The following is a 21,870-nucleotide window of genomic DNA, read 5'->3' on the forward strand; positions in this document are numbered from 1 at the left end:
CCGCAGTACCCCGCCCCGCAGTACCCCGCAGCACCCCAGCACCCGCCGGCAACGCTTCCGTCTTATGGTGCGCCGCAGCACCCCGCTGACACGGGGAACCCGCTCGGAAGGGTCGCGTTCCTCATCGCGGTGATCGCTTTCGCCGTCAATCTCGTCATCTCGCTGACGGCGCCGTTCGCCTACTTCGCCGCTGACGGTTACGGCTGGTACAACGCCCTCTCCGGCCTGGTCGGCGTGGTGAGCCTCGTCGCATACGTCCTGGCGTTCATCCTCGGGCTCGTCGCCGTACGCCGGCCCGGCCCGCACCTGCTCGCCGGCATCGCGATCGGCATCGCCGGAGTGGGCGCCATCGGCATGGCGACCACCTGGATGTCGTCGCTCTTCTACCAGTTCTTCTGAGGCTGCCTGCTCGAAGACACGACTGCCGGCGCCGTCGTGATCATGCGAGCACCCGTTCGTAGACCTCGACCATCGCCGCCGTGCGCGATGACTGTCGGAACGCCTCGGCCACCTCGGGCAGCGGAACAGGAGCCGCCCCACGCGCGATGTCGTCTGCCGCACGTCGCAGCGTCTCAGCCAGCGCGACGCGTCGGCGAGCCTCCCGCTCCACCCCGGATCCTGCTTCCGCATCAGGCTCTGGTACGGCCCACAGCCCGCCGCCGAGCTCCGCGGCGATGTCGGGGTCGCAGATCACCGACGGCGTTCCGAGGGTGGCTGCCTCGAAAGGGGTCATCCCCTGGGTCTCGAAGCCGATCGACGTCTGCACGAGCGCGTCGGCGGCGGCGATGCGCGCCAACGTCTGCGGGTAGGTGAGGCGTCCGGCGAAGTGCGCGCCGTCGCGTGCGCGGACGATCTTCTCGGCGGCTGCGCGCTGAGCGCCTCCCCCGATGATCTCCAGATCGGCGACGACTCCCGAAGCGACGAACGCCTCGAGGAACGGAAGGAGGCGCTTCTCCGGGCTCATCCGGCCGAGCCAGACGAACCGCGGTCTCCCCGGCACGCGGTCTGCGGGCTTGTCCGCGAGCGTCTGCTCGCGGACGTCGTCGTCGATGCCGTTCCAGATCACGTCCACGTGCGGGAAGACGTCGTGCTGCTCGAGGCGGCGGGCGAAGTGCGTCGAGGGGGCCGTCACGGCGGACGCCCCGGCGGCGAGGCCGCGCAGGAACGCCCACCCGTCGCTTCCCTTCGCCGGGTATCGCCCCTTCGACGGAATCGCGATGCCGCGCATGGCGATGCCGCGCCAGGCGTTGAGCGCCGCGAGCACCGGGCGGTGCAGCGGAGTGACGGCGGCGATACCGACGTCGACCCGGTTGTGCATGGTGTGCACGACCGGGATGCCGTGGCGCTGCGCATACCGGTGTCCGATGAAGGCTCCCCAGAAGTCGGCCTGGACGTGCACCAGGTCGACGGGCGGACGGCGGGTCATGGCCTTGTCGAGGAAGCGATCGGTGCCGCGCCCTGGCCAGCTCATCGAGTATTCGCGATCCGTCGTGATCGGCATCGACGGCAGGTCGACGTACGCGCCGCCGTGGGTGCCGGCCGACGCACGCGATCCGTGCATCTTCGGAGCCACGACCGTCACGGTGTGACCGGCGCGTTCGAGGAACTCCCGCTGGAGCCGCATCGACACCTGCGCTCCCCCGAGGGAGTCGAGGTGTTGATCGCCGAAGAAGACGATGTGCATGGCGGGCTACTCCGGCAGCGGCTCGTCGCGGTACAGCGCCTCGAAGGTGTCGAGGGTGCGGTTGATGTCGTGGATCAGGACGCCGTCGAGCGAGGCCTGCTGCATCCGCTCGTACTCTGCGGGCTCCGCCGTGAGCACGTCGGTGAGGCGCGCAGCGAGCTCGTCGGCATTCCCCGGCTCGAACAGGTAGCCGTTCTCGCCGTCGTGCACCAGGTGCGGGAGGGCCACGGCATCGGCCGCGACGACGGGCAGGGCCGAAGCCATGGCCTCCATGGTCGCGATCGACTGCAGCTCGGCGATCGAGGCGATCACGAACAGGCTCGCCCGCGACAGCAGGGCTCGCAGCTCCTCGTCGGTGGTGCGCCCATGGAAGGTCACCCGGTCGGAGAGACCGAGCTGGGCGGTCAGGTGCTCCAGCTGCTTGCGCTGGTCGCCCCCGCCCACGATGTCGAACGTGGTCTCGAGCGCGGGGTCGAGCTTCGTCATGGCCTGGAGGATGACCTCGACCTGCTTCTCGGCGGTGAGGCGTCCGACGAACACGATGCGGTTCTTCTCGCGCGGACCGATGACCGGCGTGTACTGCGAACGGTCGATACCGCAGCTGACGGGGATGACCCCCTTCACCTCGACGGTGTTCTCGAGGAAGTCGGCGGCACGGCGGGTGGGCGTGGTGATCGCCCTGGTCAGGTCGAACGTGCGCTTCGCGTCGGCCCAGGCGAACTTCAGCACCAGGTCGTCGATGAACTTGGGCATGGTCGTGTGATCGAGGATGTTCTCGGCCATCACGTGATTGGTGGCGATGACGGGGATGCCGCGCTCGTGCGCGATGCGCGCCAGTCCGCGACCGATCACGATGTGCGACTGGATGTGCACCACGTCCGGCTGCACCCGGTCGAGCACCTTGCGGGCGTAGTGCTTCGAGCGCCAGGGCCATACGAAACGCAGCCAGTCGTGCGGAGGCCAGCGGACCGACGGCAGCCGGTGCAGGGTCATCGGCTCGCCTTCGATGACCTCGGTCCGCGGCTCGGCGCGGCGGTAGGCCTGGTTGAGGGCGACGACGTGCACGTCGTGTCCGCGCTGCACGAGGCCGGCGGCGAGGCGCTCGGCGAAGCGGGCGGCGCCGTTGATGTCGGGCGCGAACGTGTCGCAGCCGATCACGATCTTCAACGGTCGGGGCGCGGATTCGGCGGCGGGGCCGCTCGACGGATCGATCGGATCGTCGGAGGAGGTCACAGACATGCTGCCTTACGATGTGGCGGCCAAGGGAGAGCCCTGGTCGGGCGCTGGCCACTCTACCGGAGGGCCCTGATCGTGCCGCCGAGGCGTACCGGGCATCACTCAGACGCACCGGCTACCGTGGAGTCATGCGACTGAGTGCCGACGCCGATCCCCAGCTGTGGATTCCCGTGACGGACTCGCTCGGCTGGAAGGGCCGCCGCCACCGGAAGGCGGCGATCCGGATGCTGCTCGGCCAGGTCAACGCCGCGGTCGGAGCGACGGAGCGACCCGGCTCGAGGTTCGGCGCGTGGGCGATGAGCCAGGCGGCGCCGATGCTCATGAAGCGTGCGGACGGACGCGTGCTGGTGTGGACGTGGAAGGCGGAGCCCGAGCTCGTCGTGGCGATGGCGACCGCACAGGTGCTGACGCCTGATGTGCGCATCGCCCGGGCCTCGATGCCGATGGACTACGACGACACGGAGTCGTTCCCCACGAGGCTCGGCGTCGGCGAGAAACTGCTCGTCCCGATGCCGCCGTCGCCCGCCTCGCCGCCGTTCGCGACGTACACCTGGGACACGGGTACGCACCTGGTGACGTTGACGGCCGTGTGCAGCGACAAGGAGCGGTTCGGCACGCTGATCGGCGCGCTGGACGACCTCGCGCGCAGCCTCCGCATCGCCGACGACCTCACGGGCGGCGAGTCCCCCGACGTGCTGAGACTGCCGCCTGCCTGACATCGCTCTTCCGCTCCCCGTGTGATTCCCGGGAGGCCGCGGATCGCATCCCGCGTCATTCCAGTCCGTGCGAATCCAACCATGCCTTCGCGACTCTCGCAGGGGCACGCGCCAGCCATGCATCCGTGATGATCTCTTCGAGCCGGCCCCGGTCGACGGCATCGAGACGGACGAGCAGTCCCGGGTAGCCGTCGAAGTGGGGGGTCGTGAACAGCGCATCCGGCTCGGCGGCCAGAAGGGCATCCTTCTCTTCGAGGTCGGCGACCCGCACCGCGAGGACATCACCGGTCGGCCACTCACGCCCGGCCTCGGCGAGCTGTCGCAGATCGGTCGTTCTCGGTCCGCGAAGCCACGCGAACTGGCCGCTCTTCAGCCGCCAGGCCGCCGCTCCGGTGTGACCGCCGACGGATTCCTCGGCGCCGGGCAAGGCGAGGGCGATCGCGCGCACATCGTCGATGCTCACCATCCCGCCATCCTGCACCCGTTCGCTCTGCCACTACAACGGGCCCGCGCACATCACCCACACACGCGAGAGCAGGAGCACACGCGGGCTCAGCGCGCGATACTCAACGCGCGATGCTCAACGCGCGATGCTCAACGCGCGATGCTCAACGCACGATACGCAGCGTCCGCACCTCGAAGGGACGCAGTCGCAGCGCGCCGCCCGTCCGTGCATCGTCGATCTCGTCCTCGATCAGACTCACCTCGCGCACCTCACGGTGGTCGAAGCCCACGGACAGCTCGCCGACCGCACGACGCCCGAGCGCTTCGTACACACGCACGATGACGTCGCCGGAACCGTCGTCGGCGAGCTTCACGGCAGACACGACGATGCCCTCGCCCTGCACCGAGACCAGCGGCTCGACCTCGCGCGCCCCGCGGAGAACCGTGGGCAGGCTGTTGATGCGGATGCCCTCGGCTGTGGCGATCGCGGCGTCGGCGCCGATCACGAAGCCGACCTCGATCTCGTGGGGACCGTGATCCGTGTCCGGGTCGGGGAAGCGCGGCGCCCGCAGCAGGGAGAGGCGCACGGTTGTGGTGACCCCGTTCTCGCCGACCTCGCGCGTCGTGTCGTACCCGTAGATCGAGTCGTTCACGAGGGCCGCACCGAAGTCCTGCTCGCGCACGAGCACGAACCGGTGCATCGAGGTCTCGAACTTTGCGGCCTCCCAGCTGGTGTTCGTGTGCGTGACGCGCGCCTGGTAGCCGAACTGGGTCTCGGCTTCGGTGTGCGACGCCTGGATGTCGAGCGGGAACGCCAGCTTGAGCAGCTTCTCGGTCTCGTGCCAGTCGATGTCATTGCGCAGCAGCACGGTGCGCGACTTCGGCGCGAGCACGATCGTCTGCGTGATGGTCGACTCCGAGAACGGGCGCACGACGACGATCTGCGCGACACCGTTCACGAGTGATGCCTCGATGGAGGAGACCGCCGTGAGGTCGTCGACGCTGTTGCGGTAGTACCGGTCGATGTCCCAGGCGTCCCACATGTTCGGGAAGTCCTGGTGCAACTGGAACAGGTTCGCGGCCCTGCCTGCGGCGACCGTCTCCCTGCCCGACGCCTTGTCGACGGCAGACACGATCAGCCCCTCGCCCGAGACGCGCACCGACACGAGGTCGTTCTCGATCCGCCAGCCATCGGCCTCCTCGACGAGCGTCACGGGTGCGACCGTCGACTCCCCCACGAACGCGGCGCCCAGCGCCCGACCATCGGCGACCGAGCTCGGCTCGAACCGCAGCTCGCGGTCACCCTCGCCGGCGAGCGACCGGCGCGCGGCGTCGGCGATGTCGCGCGCATCCGACAGCACGTCGGACAGCACGGCGACGGCCTCGCGGTGCACCCACGCGATCGATGTCCCGGGCAGGATGTCGTGGAACTCGTGCAACAGCACGGCCTGCCACAGCCGGTCGAGCTCCGCCTGCGGGTACTCGGCACCGGTGCGCACGGCATCGGTGGCGGCCCACAGCTCTGCTTCGATCAGAGCGTGCTCGGCCCAGCGGTGCAGGGCCTTCGTGGCGTGCTGGCTGGTGAGCGTGCCGCGGTGCAGTTCGAGGTAGAGCTCGCCGACCCACACCGCCGGGTTCGGCAGCTCGGCCTTGGCGGCGTCGAAGAACACGTCGGGGTGCTCCCATACGACCTGCGCGCTGCCCTCGAGGTCGCGCAGACGCTCGGCCTTGCCGGTCATCTCACGCGTCGTGCCGCCGCCGCCGTCGCCCCAGCCCACCGGAGCGATCGACCGCGAGCTGAGGCGGTTCTCCTTGAACTGGCGAGAGGCCTTGGCGACCTCCATGCCGCTCAGCTGCGAGTTGTAGGTGTCCATCGACGGGAAGTGCGTGAACACCTGCGAGCCGTCGATGCCCTCCCAGAGGAAGGAGTGGTGCGGGAAGACGTTCTGCTGGTTCCACGAGATCTTCTGCGTGAAGAACCACTCGAACCCGGCACGGCGCATCAGCTGCGGAAGGGCCGGCGAGTAGCCGAAGCTGTCCGGCAGCCACACGCCCTTCGAGCGGATGCCGAACTCGCGCTCGAAGAAGCGCTGCCCGTGCGAGAACTGCCGCACGAGCGACTCTCCCGTCGGCATGACGGTGTCGGACTCCACCCACATGCCGCCCAGCGGCAGGAAGCGTCCGGCGGCGACCGCGGCCTTGACCCGCTCCCACACCTCGGGGCGGTGCTCCTTGATCCAGGCGTACTGCTGCGCGCTCGACATGCCGTACTGGAACTCGGGCTGCTCCTCGATGAGCGTGGTCATGGACGAGGTCGTGCGCGCAACCTTGCGGATCGTCTCGCGCACCGGCCACAGCCAGGCCGAGTCGATGTGCGCGTGACCGACGGCCGAGATCCGGTGCGCGCTCGCCTCGGCGGGCGCGGCCAGCACGTCGGCGAGTCGGGTCCGCGCCTCGCCGGCGGTCTCCACGATGTGCTGCAGGTCGAGCACGTCGAGCGCGTCGTCCATGGCCTGCAGGATGCGCATGCGGCGCGGCGACGTGGCAGGGAGCTCCGCCTGCAGCTCGAACAGCACCTCGAGGTCGAGGGACAGGTCGAACACCTCGGGCTCGAACACCGCCAGGTCCATCCGGCGGGCGCGGTAGAGCGGCTCCTTCGAGGACGTGAGGATGTCGCCCTCCTGCGTCGGCAGGAAGGGGTGGTAGTCCAGGAGCACCGGGTTGGATGCCGCCTCGAGGTACAGCTCGATGGGTTCGTCACCCGCGGCGGTCTCGGCGATCGGCACCCACTGGTTGCGCGGGTTGATGCTCTTGATCGGCGTGCCGTCCGGACGATAAGCCAGGGCCTCGCACTGGAAGCCGGTCATGTTCACGTCGAAGCCGAGGTCGATGAGTGCCTCGACCCGGCGGCCCGCCCACTCTGCCGGGACGCGTCCGGTCAGCTTGAACCAGGTGGTGCCCCAGGCGGGCCCCCACGGCGCCCCGACGACGCCGGGCGCGTAGTCGAGGGCGAGTCCCTCGGCGGGGGCGATGGGCTCGCCGGGCAGCTCGTGGATCTCGACGCCGAGCGGCACGGAGGCCGAGTGGATCGCCGGGCGGATGCGCTCCTCGAGAACGCGCTTGACGCGGCCGACGGTGAGCGAGGTGTCGTCATGCATGAGTGGGTCTCCGGGCTCGACGGTGAGGGCTGATTCGGGTCTGCGGTGATGCGCTGTGACTGAATGCTATCTGTTGTACTAAAGCGATCTAGTGCACGAGTCTAGGGCACGATCCGGCTTCTTTCCCGAGGCTAAACCGATCAAGTAGGGTGAGGGACTATGAGTCCGGCGAAACGCGTCACGATCGCCGATATCGCGCGCATGGCTGGCGTGTCCCCCGGTGCCGTCTCCTTCGCCCTCAACGGGCGCCCCGGCGTCAGCGAGGAGACCAGGCACCGCATCCTCGCGATCGTCGAGGAGAACGGCTGGCAGCCGAGCTCCGCGGCGCGCGCACTGGTCGGCGCACGCGCCAACACGGTGGGCTTCGCCCTCGCCCGCCCCGCTCGTTCCCTGGGCTCCGAGGCCTTCTTCACCGACCTCATCGCCGGCATCGAATCGCGTCTGTCGGAGAGCAAGGTGAGCCTGCAGCTGCGACTCGTCGCCGATGTCGCGGAGGAGATGGAGGTGCACCGGCAGTGGCGCTCCTCCAATCAGGTCGACGGGTTCATCTTCATCGACCCCCGCGAAGACGATCCCAGGGTCGGGCGCATCGAAGCCCTCGACGCCCGCGCCGTGATGATCGGGTCGGAGCCCTCCCCCGAGGGTTCGGTGCCCAGCGTCTGGATCGGCGACGACACCGTGGCCGAGACCCTCTTCTCCTACCTGTCCGCGCTCGGACACACCCGCATCGCCTACGTCGCTGGGCCTGCCGAGCTCGAGCACACGCGACTGCGGGCCCAGGTGCTCGAGCGCATGACCGCCGACGGCCTCGAGGGCGAGGTCATCACCACCGACTTCTCACCCGCACGCGCCTCCGCGGTGACGCGGACACTGCTGTCGGGGCGACAGCGCCCGACGGCCATCGTCTACGACAACGACGTGATGGCGGTCGCAGGTCTCCGTGTGGCCCAGGAGATGGGCCGCGCCGTCCCTCGCGATGTCTCCCTCGCCTCTTTCGACGACTCGGTCATCGCCGGGCTCATCAATCCGTCGATCACGGCGATGACCCGCGACACCTTCGAACTCGGAGAGCGTGCCGCCACCCTGCTGCTGCAGCAGATCGAGGCGGGAGCGAATCTGCCGAGCGTCGAGGGCCCGACTCCCGTGCTCACGGCGCGCGAGAGCACGGCTCCGCCCGCGAGCACGGACTGAGCACTCGCACGGGCTGAGCGCCCGCACGGGCTGAGACGAACGCCCGACCCGGATCAGCCGGGAACGACCGTGTTCACCGAGCCGTAGGGGTCGACGACATCCGCCGAGAGGTCGGGGCGGATCAGGCGGCGGATACCGCGCGCGTCGAGCGCGACAGGGTCGAGTGCGTCGTGCGAGGTGACCAGCGTCGGATCGAGTCCGGCGGCGCAGGCGTCCACCCAGGCCTGGAACACGGCACCCCCTGGGCTCAGTGCCGCGCGGCTCACGGGAACCTCACGCTCGTCGACGTCGACCACGATCGCGGTGTCCCGCGCGGGCGGGGCGACGCGCTGGCGCAGCTCGGGGATGAGTTCGGCGAGACGCCGACCGATGGGCTTCGCGGCGCCGTCCTGACCGATCAGCCCCAGGGTGTACTCGAGTTCGGGGAAGTCTCCGAGGTCACGGCTCACGTCGTGCGAGCACCACCACGTGATGCCCCAGAGGTTCTCGGTGCGCACGGCCGAGCGCACGGTCGCTTCCAGGAAGCCGGGCATCTCGTCGTCGGTGAGACAGTTCGAGGGGGCGCCCACCTCCTGCAGCCACACCACCCGGTCGGGGTCTGTCGCGAAGGCGCGGGAGAGCTCGATCAGGTACTCGGCATGACGGTCGGAGGCGACGGAACGCCCGCCGTAACGCTGGGCGGTGCCGTTGAAGATCCAGGAGTGGATCGTGGTCATCGCACCCAGACGGGAGGCATGGGCGGGGGTGAAGCCGTGCCCGTCCATGTACCAGACCGCGTCGTACTCGCTGTGGACGTGCGGGAGCCCTGGCGCTGCCGCCTCCGCCGCCGACAGCAGCGCGGAGATCCACCCCCCGGCCTCGTCCTGCGTGACCGGCCAGGGCGACGGATGCGTGTGCGCGGAGAACTGGTTCGTCTCGTTGCCGAGCGTCAGCCCGAGGAAGTTCGGCGCCTCGCTCAGCGCTCGCCCCAGGCGGTCGACGAGCGCGATCTGCCCCTCGAGCGCCCTGGGGTCGGTGAACATGTTCTTGTCGTGCCAGGTGTACAACCACGACGGCACGAAGTCGAAGCTCGAGAGATGCCCCTGGACCACATCGATACTGGCATCCATGCCGAACTCGCCGGCGATGTCGACGACGGCGCGCACGTCGTCGATCGCCTTCTCGCGGATCAGCGTGCGGTTCGGCTGCAGCACGGTCCACAGGGGGAAGACGCGCACATGGTCGAGCCCGAGCTCGGCGAGGGCGGCGAAGTCGCGACGCACGTCGTCGGGGGTGAAGTCGAGCCAGGAGTGCATCCAGTTCTTCGACGGCGTGTAGTTCGCCCCGAACCTCAGAGGAGCATCGAGGGCGCCGCGCTGCGTCATGTGTCAGACCTTTCGGACGTGTCCTCCGGAGAGGGCGGATTTCGCACCACTATAACGCTTGAGCAACAGACGATGCACCCTGTCCTACGCGCAGACAGTGATCTCGCGGCCGGGTGTCTTGACAGGGACGGAATCGGATGGTTTCATCTGCTAAAGCGTTGTAGTCCCGATCGGGCTGCCGCGCGGATTCGCCCGCCTCGAGGAAGAAGCACGATGAAAGTTCCCACACGCATTGTCGCTCTGGCAGCATTCACCATCGGCGTTCTGGCGCTGACGAGTTGCACGGGAGGCGGCGCATCCTCCGGTGCTTCCGGCCCCATCGACACATCGGGTGAGCTGAGCGGGAAGATCCAGTTCCAGACCTGGTCGCTCAAGAACGAGAAGTTCACCCCGTACTTCGAAGACCTCATCGCCGCGTTCGAGAAAGAGCACCCCGACGTCACGGTGGAGTGGCTCGACCAGCCGGGCGACGGCTACCAGGAGAAGATCCTGAGCCAGGCGAACGCCGACACCCTGCCCGATGTGCTGAACCTGCCGCCGGATATCGCCTACCCGCTCGTCGCGGCAGGCAAGCTCGTCGACCTGGAGACCGCGGATCCCGATCTGAAGTCGACCTACAACACCGGCGCATGGGAGGCGTACAGCGCCTACCCCGGTGTCGAGGGAACCTACGGCCTCCCCTGGTACCTCTCCAGCGACGCCTCGTGGTGGAACCTCGCGCAGCTCGCGCCGTTCGGGGTGACCGAGCAGAACCTGCCGACCACGGTCGACGAGCTCCTCACCCTCGCGGAAGACGTGGCGACGGAGTCTGGCGGCAAGGTGCAGCTGCTCTCCTCCATCCCGGCCCTCGACACGTTCACGGCCGCCGGCATGGAGGTCATCGACGACAAGGGCGAGTTCGACTTCAACACCGACGAGGCGGCGGCGATCATCCAGAAGTACGCCGACGCCTACGCCGCGGGCGCCATGCCCGCCGAGGCCCTCACGGGCGACTACGGCGGGAACGCCGAGGCGTACATCCAGGAGAAGGTCGCCTTCACGACCGGCGGCACCGGGTTCACGACCGACCTGCAGAAGGACGCCCCGGGACTGCTCGAGAACACGGTCGCAACGCCCCGCCTCGGGGTCGCACCCCTGTACGTGCAGGGACTGAACGTCTCGGCCGACTCCGACAACAAGGAAGCCGCGCTCGCGTTCGCGGAGTTCGCGACGAACCAGGAGAACCAGGTCGCGTTCTCGTCGCTGGCCGTCGGCACCGCGCCGGGCACGGCCGAAGGTGGAGACCAGGTCGTCGACAGCATCGCCTCGACCGTCACCGACGAGAAGCAGCTCGCCGCGATCGACACCGTGTTCGGTGCGATGAAGGATGCCAAGGCCCTGCCGTTCCAGTGGACGTCCGACATGGCCACCTACATGACCCAGCAGATCGCCCTCGCCGTCAACGGCGAAGCGGACCCGAAGGCCCAGCTCGACAAGATCGTCGAGTACGCCAACGCCAACCGCGTGGACCAGTGAGCATGCGCGCGGACACCGGCACCAGGAGCCGGAGGAAGACGATGAGATCCCACAAGTGGTACACACCGTGGCTGCTCATCGCCCCCGCCGTGATCTGGGTGCTGGTGTTCGCGCTCTGGCCCTTCCTGAACACGGTCTTCCTCAGCTTCACCGACGCCAGGCCGTTGCGCACGCCCGGCTTCGTCGGTGGAGCCAACTACGAGCGCATGTTCGGCGACGAGATGTTCTGGAACGCCCTCACCACGTGTCTCATCTACGTGGTGGTGTGCGTGCCCCTGCTCACGATCCTGCCGCTGCTGCTCGCCCTCCTCGTGCAGAAGAAGCTGCCGGGCATCTCGTTCTTCCGCACCACGTTCTACTTCCCCGTGATCGCCTCCGTCGTGGTGGTCGCCCTCATCTGGACCTGGCTGTTCGACAGCCGCGGCATCATCAACCAGACGCTCGACTTCCTCGGCCTGATCGACAAGCCGATGCCCTTCCTCGTCGACCGCTGGCTGCTGCTCGGGTGCGCCATCCTGCTCACGGTGTGGAAGGGACTCGGCTACTACATGGTCGTGTACCTCGCTGCCCTCGGGAACGTCGGCAAGGAACTGCACGAGGCCGCGATGCTCGACGGCGCCGGGTCGTTCCGCCGCTTCCTCTCGGTGACGATCCCGTCGGTCCGCGGCGCGATGCTCCTCATCGCGGTGCTGATCGCCGTCTCGGCCATGCGCGTGTTCGCCGAGCTCGACGTGCTGTCCAAGAGCACGGGCGGCCCCGGCGGCTACGACATGTCGCTCGTGATGCTCATCCGCCAGGTCGGCTCCGGCCTGAACGGCAACATCGGCTACGCCTCTGCGATCAGCGTCGCCCTGTTCCTCCTGACGCTCATACCGCTCGCGGCGATCGCGTTCATGAACCGCGAGAAGAAGGCGAAGGCTCCCGCATGACCGCTCAGACGATCACCGCGCCCGAACGCGATGAGAAGCCGCAGGACGCTCCCGCTCCCGCGCGCGAGCGCATCTTCCGGCACCGCGGCTCCGGCGACTTCAGCAAGCCGACTCTCGGCGGGCTGATCGGCCGATACGCCTTGCTGGTGCTCGTGCTCTTCCTGGTCATCGGACCGTTCGTGTGGCAGCTGTCGACCTCGTTCAAGGGCGCGACCGAGAACATCTACTCCTTCCCCCCGGAGCTGATCCCGCGCGAGCCGACCCTGCAGAACTACACCAGGGTCGCCGACGTCGTGCCCGTGTACCTGTATGCGTGGCACTCGCTGCTCGTCTCCGTCGGCACCGTGATCAGCAACGTGATCCTGGCCACATTCGCCGGCTATGCGCTCGCCTGCATGAAGTTCCGCGGCAAGTGGATCGTGATGGGCATCCTGCTGTCGACCCTGCTGTTCCCCGGCGAGGTGACCGTGACGAGCAACTTCCTCACGATCCGTGCGCTCGGCCTCGCCGACACCCTGTGGGGAGTGTTCCTGCCCGGAGCGATCAGCGCCATGAACGTGCTGCTGGTCGCCACCGCGTGCCGCATGATCCCGAAGGACGTGCTCGACGCGGCCACCGTCGACGGCGCGACCACGTGGCAGCGCATCCGCCACATCGTGTGGCCGAACATCCGCGGCATGGTCTCGGTGGTGGCGATCTTCGCCTTCATCGGCGCCTGGGACGACTACCTCTGGCCGTTGATCGTGCTCTCCGATCCCGCGAAGTACACGCTGACGGTCGGCATGGCCTACCTCAACAGCAGCTTCTCGGTCGACCCGCGTCTGATCGCGGCCGGCACCATGATCGCCCTCGTCCCCATCGTGATCATGTTCTCGTTCACGCAGCGGTTCTTCTTCAAGGGCGTGCAGGAAGGCGCGATCAAGGGGTGAGCAGCGTGCACCTCATCCCGGCGGACGGCCCGGCCGATCCCCCGTCTTCCCGCCCCCGCAGCGGCGTGCTCCGGGCTCCGGTCTTCGCCTTCTCGTTCGATCCGTCCGCCGGCGAGCAGCGGCTCGACGTTCCGGATCTCCCCGCTGTCGAGATCACCCAGGACACCGTGCTGCACTGGGCGTTCTACGCGGACGGGCCGGCGGCGACGCTGGCACCGCACGCCTCACTCGCTGTGACGGTCGATGTGCGCTTCGCCGACGGCTCGCGGCTGAGCGACGACGCGGCCGTGCGGGACCGCTACGACTTCCCGGTCACCGCGCAGGCGCAGTTCGACGCCCGGTGGAGCCTGCCGGAGCAATGGAACGCCGACACCGTCGCCCTCGCTCCCTTCGCCGGTCGCGCGGGGGTGGTCGAGGTCGTGTTCGGCACCGCGGCTCTGCCTGCCGATGCTTCCCGTGCCGATGCTTCCTGTGCCGATGCCGCGGACCTCCCCTCGCGCTGCACGGGCTTCGTGCAGCTCATGGTCGAGGAGAGGGTGCCGGCGCCGGCCGACCTCGCACCCGCGGAACGCGTCGACACCCGCCGCGGCTCGCACTCGGGTGCACGATTCTCCCGCGGCAACACCATCCCGGCGGTCGCCGTGCCCCACGGGTTCACGTTCGTCACGCCGGCGACCGATGCGGAGGATTCCCGCTGGCCGTATCGCCCGTTCGTGCACGACGACCCGCAGGGGCGACGACTCGAGGCCCTGCAGTTCTCGCATCAGCCCAGCCCCTGGATCGGCGATCGTTCCGTGCTGCAGCTGATGCCCTTCCTCGGAGACCCGACATCGAGCCGTGCACGGCGACGGCGCTGGATAACACCGGGCACCGAACGGGCGCGGCCGCACGAGTACGCGGCAGAGCTCGGCGATGGCCTGCGCGTCCAGCTGACGGCGACCGCCCACACCGGCGCGTTCCGCGTGTGCAGCTCCGACGCCGACGCCCGCATCGGCTTCGTCATCGACCAGCTCAGCGACGAAGGGCGCCTCGCCTGGACGGACGCCCGGGGGTTCGAGGGCTGGATCCCTGAAGGCTCCGAGGAGTGGGGCAACGCTCCCCGCTGCTTCTTCGCCGGAGTGGTGATGCACCCCGACCAGGACGCCAGTGGGGACGGGCCGACCTTCGCACACGGTCCGCTCGATGACGACGGACGCGGTGCGGTCGCGGGCCACGTCTCCGGACGGGGCTCACTCGAGGTGCGGATCGGCATCTCCTTCCTCTCCGTGGAACAGGCCCGACGTGCCCTGGAGACCGAGGCGCCGGCGTCGATCGCCTACGAGGAGCTGCGCGATGCGACCGCTGCCCAGTGGGATCGGCTGCTGTCGCGCGTGACGATCCCTCCGCTGCCCGACACCGACCTCCCCTATCGATCGCTCGCCGACGAAGAGCACCGCTCCCGGATCGCCGCCGCCCTCCACCGGATGCACCTGTACCCCAACAGCGCCGCGGAGAATGTCGGGACGGCGGAGGCGCCCGTCTGGCGGTTCGCCGACGTGTTCGCTGCGCGTGCGTCCTGGGGCGGTACCCCACCGATCATCGACGGTGAGCTCGTCGTCAACAACGGCTACTGGGACACCTATCGCACCGAGTGGCCGGCACTCGCCCTGCTCGACCCCGCCCTCGCGGGAGAGCTGCTCGACGGACAGCTCGAGCAGTATCGTCGGGGCGGCTGGATGGCGAGGTGGAGTGCCCCTGGCTATGTCGACAGCATGGTCGGCACCTCCAGCGACCAGATCTTCGGAGATGCCGCCCGCTGGGGCGTCGGGTTCGACCGCGCGTCCGCCTTCGAGAGCGGGTGGCGGAACGCCTGCGAGCCGGGACCCGACGCACGCCGTGGCCGCAAGGGGATCGCGACCGGCCGGTTCACCGGGTACATCTCCTCGGAGGTGCCCGAGGGCATGAGCTGGAGCATCGAGAACGCGGTGAGCGATGCCGCCCTCGGCCACTTCGCCGCGCAGCTGGCCGCCGAGTGCGAGTCCGCATCGGATGCTGCTCGCTATCGATCCTTCGCCCGCTACTTCGCGAACCGTGCGCGGTCGTATCGCACCCTGTTCGACCCGGACACCGGATTCTTCCGCGGCAGGGATTCCCTCGGCGAGTTCGCAGGAGACTTCGATCCGCGCTCCTGGGGCGGAGACAACGTCGAGACGAACGCCTGGGGCATGTCGGTCGGAGCCGTGCACGACGGCGCAGGACTGGCTCACCTCCACGGCGGCCCCGAACGCCTCGGCCGCCATCTCGACGCGCTCTTCGCCGAACCCGAGACCGCGGACGAGCGTTTCGGCGGTGCATACGGCACCGTGATCCACGAGCAGCGGGAGGCACGCGCCCTGCGGTCGGGGATGTGCGCGATCTCCAACCAACCCGCCCACCACATCCCCTTCATGTACGCGTTCTCCGACCGCCCATGGCAGACCGCGTCCGTCGTGCACGACCTCGCCGGGCGCCTGTTCGCCGGCGCCCACATCGGCCAGGGGTACCCGGGCGACGAGGACAACGGCGAGATGAGCGCGTGGTGGCTCTGGGCCGCACTCGGGCTCTATCCGCTGGAACTCGCCTCGGGACGACTCCGGATCGGGTCCCCGCTGTTCGACGACATCCGCGTGGCTCGCGGCGACAGCTCGACGCTGCGGATCCTGTCACGACGCTCCGCTCCCTCCGCCCGTGTGCTACAGGAGGCGCGACTCGACGGCGTGACCCTGACGTCGGCAGACCTGCCGATCGATGCGCTGGTCGGAGACTCCGTTCTGGAGCTGCGGTTCGGTACCGACCCCCTCCTGGCGCTGGAAGTCGCGGGTCCGCAGCAGCACTCGGTGCCCTGGCATCAGGATCTGACGTCGCGCGACGGATACCCCCTCGCCTCGTCGGGGGTCACGAACCCCGAGCTCCTCTTCGACGATGGCGCGGGCCTCGCCCTCGAAGGTCGGCAGGAGAGCACCCTGCACGCCGGGGACTGGATCGGATGGCGGTTCCCCTCGCCGCAGAGTGTCAGCGACGTCACGGTGACCACGACCTCAGAGGCCTCCTCCTCCGCGCTGCTGTGGGAGCACCTGACGACTGCGGGCGAGTGGGAGACCGTCGCGACGACCCATGTCTGCGACCTCCCGGCCGACCGTACGACGCCCTTCACGTTCACGGAACGAGTCGTGACCTCGGCGATCCGCGTCCGGGCGGAAGCCGAGGTCACGCTCCGTCAGATCGAGCTCTTCGATCTCGACTGATCGGGTCTCGGGCCGCTCACGGAGCCGCTCGGTACTCGGTCGCCTCTCCCTTGAGCGCCTGCGTGATCCCGGAGAGCAGCCCCGACTGGTCGGTCGCGGTCAGGTTGTACGCCACATAGACGCCGTAGCCGTCGGAGACCGTGCGCTGGGCGTAGTCCGCGGCTGTCGCGGAGCTCACGTTCGACAGGTCGATCGCGGCCGCGCCGAGGCGCGCCCTGTCCTCGAGACCCGGCACCGTGGGGGCGTTGTAGGACGGGTAGTAGGGGTTCCAGGCGTGGTCGATCACCGCTGCGGCATCGAACCGGGTGAAGTCCGTCACGGTGTAGGTCTCGCCGATCGCGTACAGGGTGATGATCTTGTCAGGGCCGAGGCGATCACGCAGCGCCGAGGCGAGCCACCCGAAGGACTGCGCGTTGGGCTGCGGCGTGCCGTTCGCGCCGTAGTTCGTCCACTCGTCGTCGAAGTCGATGCCGTCGAGGCCGTAGGTCGTGACCGCGTCGGCGAGCTGGGCGGCGAAGGCGTCCGCGGCCGCGAACGACGTGAAGTTCGCGAACCCGGCGCCCTGATGATTCCCCAGCACGGACAGCAGCACCTTCGTGCCGCGGGCCTGCAGCGGTCGGATCTGGTTCTGCGCATCCTGAAGCGTCTCGGTGACGCGCTCGTTGAAGTGCAGGTAGGCCTTCTCGCCGTCGTAGTTGATGTTGGCGGCGAAGATCATCGCCAGGTCGACGGCCGGCCGACCCGAATCGGCCAGCGTGTAGTCGGCGACATTCGCTAAATCGTTCGAGTTGACTTCCACGTAGACAGCGAGCTTCGGCTCGGCGGCCGTGTCGTCCGCAGCGGCCGCGGTCGATCCGGCGACCGCCCCCATCCCCGCGAGCGCGAGGGCCGCAGCGGCTGCAAGTGCTCTACGGAACCGGTGATAACTGGCTTTCGGCTGACTCATGACAGTTCGTCTCCTTCGTCGTCGCGTCCAGATCGAGCCGCATCGGTGCGTCTCGCGGCCGACTATATCGCTTAAGCGATGTGGCCGAAAGAGTGCCGGCCACTGTCATGAGCAGTGCCTCGCACGGGCACTGGCGCCGATACCGCTTTCCCGAGATGCTGGACGCATGCGCGCGCTTCGACCGCTGTGGCGGTACCCCGTGATCACGCTCACCGTGTTGGTCTTCGCTGCGGTGGGGGTGCTGCACGCGGTGGACGAAGCGGGGATCGGCCGCTGGCTCGCCACGGTGTACGTGTCGGCCGTCGTGGTCTGGACACTGGTCGGCATGGTGCGCGACGTGCTGCACGGACACGTCGGGCTCGACATCCTGGCCGTCGTCGCGATGGTCGCCACGCTGGCGGTCGGCGAGTACATCGCTGCGCTCATCATCGTGCTGATGCTCTCCGGCGGTGAGGCGCTCGAGGACTTCGCCGGACGCAGGGCCAAGCGGGATCTGTCGGCGCTGCTGGACCGCTCGCCTCGCATCGCCCATGTTCTGGTACACCCGGACTCGCCCGATTCCGACGAAGCACGCGACGTGCCGATCGACGATGTCGCGGTCGGCGACGTGCTGCTGGTGCGCCCCTCCGAGATCGTGCCGGTGGATGCGACGCTCCTGACCGACACGGGGACGTTCGACGAGTCCTCGCTGACGGGCGAGAGCATGCCGGTCACGCGCGAGGCGGGCGGGGAGGTGCTGTCCGGGGCGATCAACGGAAGCCGCGCCGTCCGCATCAGAGCACTGCGCACCGGTGCCGACAGCCAATACCAGCAGATCGTCGCACTGGTGCACTCCGCCGAGTCGTCGCACGCGCCGATCGTCCGCCTCGCCGACCGCTTCGCCATCCCGTTCACCGCTGTGTCGCTCGTGCTCGCCGGCACCGCATGGGCGATCTCCGGCGACTCCACGCGCTTCGCCGAGGTGCTCGTGCTGGCGACGCCGTGCCCCCTCCTCATCGCGGCGCCCGTGGCATTCCTGGGCGGCCTCTCACGGGCGGCGAAATCCGGAGTGATCATGAAGAGCGGGGCCGTGGTCGAACAGATCGCCCGGGTGCGCTCCGCCGCGTTCGACAAGACCGGGACGCTCACGCAGGGCCGCCCCGAGCTCGTGGAGGTCCGCCCCGCTGCGGGCTTCGACGCCGACGAGATCCTGCAGCTGGCCGCGTCCGCGGAGCAGTACTCCTCGCACGTGCTGGCCGACGGCATCCGGCGCGCCGCCGATGCGCGGGGGCTCGTCCTGCACGCGGCTCGGGAAGCCAGCGAGACCGCCACGAACGGGGTCGCCGCAACGATCTCCGGGCGCACCGTCGTGGTCGGAAAGCCCGCCTACGTCGCCTCGCTCGCACCCGACACCGTCCGGGCGCAGCTCGAACCCGGCGAAGCCGCGGCCTACGTGGCGGTGGACGGGCGCTTCGCCGGCGTGCTCGTGCTCGCCGACGCCGCCCGCCCCGAAGCGTCCGCCGTCATCTCGTGGCTGCGGCTGCACGACGTCGATCGCGTCGCGATGCTCACCGGCGACGTGGATTCGACGGCGGAATCGGTGGGACGCCAGCTCGGCATCGATGAGATCCACGCGGAGCTGCTGCCGCCCGAGAAGGTGCGGCTCGCCGCCGAGATGCAGCCGCGCCCGGTGCTCATGGTGGGCGACGGCGTCAATGACGCGCCCGTGCTGGCAGCCGCAGACATCGGTATCGCGATGGGGGCGAAGGGAGCCACTGCCGCCGGCGATGCCGCAGACGTCGTGATCCTCGTCGATTCGCTCGCGAAGGTCGTCGACGCCGTCTCGATCGGCCGCCACACACTCCGGGTCGCGCTGACCGCGATCTGGATCGGCATCGGGTTGAGCGTCGGGCTCATGATCGTCGCGATGACCGGCGTCATCCCGGCGGTCGTCGGTGCGCTCGTCCAGGAACTCGTCGACCTCGCGACCATCCTCTACGCCCTGCGGGCGCTCAGCGGTCCACCCAGCGGGCTGCGCCCGGCATCGACCCCGGAGCCGTCGCCCCGGCACGGGGTGAGAATGGAGTGACGGGGCGTCCGCCGCGTAGCGAGGGGGTCGAGTGAGTTCGGTGGATCGCGCCCTCTCGAGCATCAGAGTGATCTCGTCGCGGCGCTGCGAGGCCCATCGATCGCCGGTCCCCAGCGATGGCGCACCCCCGCAGCTCCTCGTCATCCCGGAGCACGACGACCTTCACGTCGATATCGGAGGACGACGCCACCTCGTCCGCTCGGACCAGCTCGCCGTGGTGTGCCCGGCCGAGGGAGACACCATCGCTCTGACCCGCGAGATCCAGGCCGAGAGCAGCTCCGAGATGCGGTCTGTCTTCGGTGTCGAAGCGATCGCGTTCAAGAGTCGCGGACACGTCTACACGCTCCTCGAGCAGGAGCTCCCCCGGACGATCGTGGTCGACAGCACACCGCTGCTGGCCTCCGTGGTCGCATTGCTGCACGCCGAGGGCAGCCGCGATCCCGTCGTCGACAGCCTGCTCTGCAAGCTCACCGAAGTCGCGGTGTGCGCGGCGGTCGCCGCCTGGATCGACACGGCGCCGACACCACCGGGCTGGATCGGCGGCGTCGTGCATCCGAGGATCGGGGCCACACTCGAGGCGGTGCACAGCGAGCTCGGGACGGCCTGGACGGTCTCCGACATGGCTGCGCACGCCCACATGTCCCGCTCCGCGTTCGCCAAGCTCTTCCGAGAGGTCGTCGGCTCGACGCCGTCGTCGCACCTCGCCCGGTGGCGCATGGCGCACGCGCTCGAACTCCTCGAGGCCTCTCCCGACATGCCGTTGAAAGACGTCGCGGATCGGCTCGGCTATTCGGACGAGTTCGCGCTCAGCACCGCGTTCAAACGCCGCTTCGGCGCGAGTCCGCGCAACTACGTGGATCCCGCGCCGAGCCGCGTCCGGGGCTAGACCCCCGCGCTGAAGCGCCGGATCAGACGCGCGACGTCGGCAGGGGCCGTGACGAGGGCGTCATGTCCCGCCGCGAGCTTCGTGACGGACCATCGCTCCGGCCGCGCACGCACACGGTCCTTCGACGGGCCGACATCGGCGAACGGCGGGGCCGTGCAGTCGACGTAGAGCAGGGGCACATCGGGCATCGTGCCGGCGATCGGTGCGACGTCGCTCCAACTGCTCCACGGGTGCGCGGTGAGCCTGCGGTCGAGCCATTCGACGTCGTTCCGACGGGTCACCCCGAACATCGTCGGATCCTGCGGCTTGGGGACGTAGTACCCCTGACCCGCCTGCGCGACCACGGTCGGCAGCGCAGCCCGACTCGCGGGGGTGAGCACGTCAAGGATCCGCTCCCCGGGATCGACGACGACCGCGTCGAGGTACACCGCGCCGCGGAGGCGATCGGAGATCCGCTCGGCGACGGCGGAGACATAGGCACCACCGATGCTGTGTCCGACGAGCACCACGTCACGCAGTTCCTCGGCATCGATCGTCGCCACGATGTCGTCCACGCCGTCCTGGAAGCGGATGTCGGGCGAGAGACGGTGTGCACGATCGCCGACTCCCGGCAGGGTGGGCGTGAGGATCCGTCCCCGGCGAGGATCGAGTTCGTCGACGACGCGCCGCCAGGCCCAGCCGCCGTGCGATCCGCCGTGGATGAGCACGAGGTCGGCGCGGGAACGGGAGGCGGAAGCACTGCCGGACGGGACGATCGCCCCGCCCGCTCCGGCAGCGACCGCGGCGGTCACCCCCAGCGCCGCGCCCAGCACCATCCGCCTGTTGACCCCTCGGGGGATCGGCCCGGTGGCCACTTCGCCGGTCATCGCGCCACCGCGCTTTCCCGGGCGACCACGGCCTCCAGCGAGTGCGGCTGTTCGCCGAGCACATCGTGGACGCCGTCGGAGAGATGATCATCGCGCCCGGCGCGGATCGCGTCGAACAGGTTGGCGAGGGCATCCACCATCCGCGGCTTCAGGTAGGGCGCGACGGACCCCCGCCACTCGTCGACCCCGATGTCGGCGAAGGTCAGGGCACGCCCGGTGCGCCGCCCGACGATCTCGACGGCTTCGGCGAACGAGAGCGACTGCGGGCCGGAGAGCTCGACGTGCGACGGGCCCGGCGTCTGCGAGCGCAGGAGCGTCGCTGCGACTCTGGAGATGTCGCGTGCGTCGATGAACGGCTCCCTCCCATCTCCCACCGGCAGCCGCAGCTCGCCGGTGGCATCCAGCTGAGCGGCGAAGAGACCTGTGGTGAAGCCCTGCGCGAACCATGAGGGGCGCAGGAAGGTCGAAGCGGGCGCGGCGGCACCGAAGACCTCCTCCGCTCCGGACGCGATGCCGTCCCCGCTGACCCCCGGGTTTCGTGCGGTGAGCACCACGGCGCGCTCGACGCCGGCGTCGGCGAGCACCCGTGTGAAGGGGGTGAGGTCCATCGGATCCTCGGGGAGGACCACGTACACCGCCCCGGCACCGTCGAACAGCGACGGCCAGGTGCTCGCG

17 protein-coding genes are annotated in these 21,870 nt (G+C 69.2%); 9 read left to right on the plus strand and 8 right to left on the minus strand.

The window, feature by feature from the left end; all coding sequences use genetic code 11:
• Positions 1-399: hypothetical protein (locus tag FFS56_RS19440; RefSeq protein ID WP_212742686.1), on the plus strand; the 399-nt coding region annotated here is incomplete at its 5' end.
• 40 nt (positions 400-439) lie between these two features.
• Here the strand turns inward: FFS56_RS19440 and FFS56_RS19445 are convergent.
• Together FFS56_RS19445 and FFS56_RS19450 are read right to left on the minus strand one after the other, a co-directional pair.
• Positions 440-1,684, minus strand: a complete 1,245-nt coding sequence (locus tag FFS56_RS19445) for a glycosyltransferase (RefSeq protein WP_127012754.1) — start codon at positions 1,682-1,684, stop codon at positions 440-442.
• 6 nt (positions 1,685-1,690) lie between these two features.
• A complete protein-coding gene (locus FFS56_RS19450; RefSeq protein WP_127012755.1) occupies positions 1,691-2,923 on the minus strand; it encodes a glycosyltransferase in 1,233 nt (410 codons plus the stop codon).
• Between the two features lie 125 nt (positions 2,924-3,048).
• On the opposite strand from FFS56_RS19450, the gene FFS56_RS19455 reads away from it, so the two are divergent.
• Positions 3,049-3,636, plus strand: coding sequence for a hypothetical protein (locus FFS56_RS19455; RefSeq protein ID WP_046748723.1), 588 nt, complete (start codon positions 3,049-3,051; stop codon positions 3,634-3,636).
• Positions 3,637-3,691: 55 nt separating this feature from the next.
• Here FFS56_RS19455 and FFS56_RS19460 read toward each other — a convergent pair whose 3' ends face one another.
• On the minus strand, positions 3,692-4,102 hold the full coding sequence (locus tag FFS56_RS19460; RefSeq protein ID WP_127012756.1) for an MmcQ/YjbR family DNA-binding protein: 411 nt from the start codon (positions 4,100-4,102) through the stop codon (positions 3,692-3,694).
• Between the two features lie 142 nt (positions 4,103-4,244).
• A complete protein-coding gene (locus tag FFS56_RS19465) occupies positions 4,245-7,238 on the minus strand; it encodes a glycoside hydrolase family 38 C-terminal domain-containing protein (protein WP_046748721.1) in 2,994 nt (997 codons plus the stop codon).
• Positions 7,239-7,397: 159 nt separating this feature from the next.
• On the opposite strand from FFS56_RS19465, the gene FFS56_RS19470 reads away from it, so the two are divergent.
• Positions 7,398-8,429 (plus strand): LacI family DNA-binding transcriptional regulator, encoded by a 1,032-nt coding sequence (locus FFS56_RS19470; protein WP_046748720.1) that lies wholly within the window; start codon positions 7,398-7,400, stop codon positions 8,427-8,429.
• Positions 8,430-8,482: 53 nt separating this feature from the next.
• On the opposite strand, the gene FFS56_RS19475 is transcribed toward FFS56_RS19470, so the two are convergent.
• The gene (locus tag FFS56_RS19475) at positions 8,483-9,793 is read right to left on the minus strand and encodes a hypothetical protein (protein WP_046748719.1); all 1,311 of its coding nucleotides are present in this window, start codon (positions 9,791-9,793) and stop codon (positions 8,483-8,485) included.
• A 213-nt stretch (positions 9,794-10,006) separates the two neighbouring features.
• On the opposite strand from FFS56_RS19475, the gene FFS56_RS19480 reads away from it, so the two are divergent.
• The 4 genes from FFS56_RS19480 to FFS56_RS19495 are packed head-to-tail and all read left to right on the plus strand — an operon-like array spanning position 10,007 to position 16,429.
• The gene (locus tag FFS56_RS19480; protein ID WP_046748718.1) at positions 10,007-11,308 is read left to right on the plus strand and encodes an extracellular solute-binding protein; all 1,302 of its coding nucleotides are present in this window, start codon (positions 10,007-10,009) and stop codon (positions 11,306-11,308) included.
• Between the two features lie 41 nt (positions 11,309-11,349).
• A complete protein-coding gene (locus FFS56_RS19485; RefSeq protein ID WP_058632343.1) occupies positions 11,350-12,237 on the plus strand; it encodes a sugar ABC transporter permease in 888 nt (295 codons plus the stop codon).
• A complete protein-coding gene (locus FFS56_RS19490) occupies positions 12,234-13,166 on the plus strand; it encodes a carbohydrate ABC transporter permease (RefSeq protein ID WP_113680770.1) in 933 nt (310 codons plus the stop codon). The genes FFS56_RS19485 and FFS56_RS19490 overlap by 4 nt, the downstream gene beginning before the upstream one ends.
• A complete protein-coding gene (locus FFS56_RS19495) occupies positions 13,163-16,429 on the plus strand; it encodes a glycoside hydrolase domain-containing protein (protein ID WP_137772113.1) in 3,267 nt (1,088 codons plus the stop codon). Before FFS56_RS19490 ends, FFS56_RS19495 begins: the two co-directional genes overlap by 4 nt.
• Positions 16,430-16,445: 16 nt before the next feature.
• Here FFS56_RS19495 and FFS56_RS19500 read toward each other — a convergent pair whose 3' ends face one another.
• Positions 16,446-17,375, minus strand: coding sequence for an endo-beta-N-acetylglucosaminidase H (locus tag FFS56_RS19500; RefSeq protein WP_231589721.1), 930 nt, complete (start codon positions 17,373-17,375; stop codon positions 16,446-16,448).
• Positions 17,376-17,541: 166 nt separating this feature from the next.
• On the opposite strand from FFS56_RS19500, the gene FFS56_RS19505 reads away from it, so the two are divergent.
• Together FFS56_RS19505 and FFS56_RS19510 are read left to right on the plus strand one after the other, a co-directional pair.
• Positions 17,542-19,443, plus strand: a complete 1,902-nt coding sequence (locus FFS56_RS19505; RefSeq protein ID WP_127012759.1) for a heavy metal translocating P-type ATPase — start codon at positions 17,542-17,544, stop codon at positions 19,441-19,443.
• A gap of 31 nt (positions 19,444-19,474) precedes the next feature.
• The gene (locus FFS56_RS19510; RefSeq protein ID WP_127012760.1) at positions 19,475-20,329 is read left to right on the plus strand and encodes a helix-turn-helix transcriptional regulator; all 855 of its coding nucleotides are present in this window, start codon (positions 19,475-19,477) and stop codon (positions 20,327-20,329) included.
• Here FFS56_RS19510 and FFS56_RS19515 read toward each other — a convergent pair.
• On the minus strand, positions 20,326-21,195 hold the full coding sequence (locus FFS56_RS19515) for an alpha/beta hydrolase (RefSeq protein ID WP_127012761.1): 870 nt from the start codon (positions 21,193-21,195) through the stop codon (positions 20,326-20,328). The genes FFS56_RS19510 and FFS56_RS19515 overlap by 4 nt on opposite strands.
• Positions 21,192-21,870 (minus strand): dTDP-4-dehydrorhamnose reductase (locus FFS56_RS20650; RefSeq protein ID WP_171011071.1); only part of this gene is annotated, 679 nt, incomplete at its 5' end. The genes FFS56_RS20650 and FFS56_RS19515, both read right to left, overlap by 4 nt.

Origin of the sequence: Microbacterium sp. Beta (assembly GCF_005502545.1) — a bacterium.
Classification (GTDB): domain Bacteria; phylum Actinomycetota; class Actinomycetes; order Actinomycetales; family Microbacteriaceae; genus Microbacterium; species Microbacterium oxydans.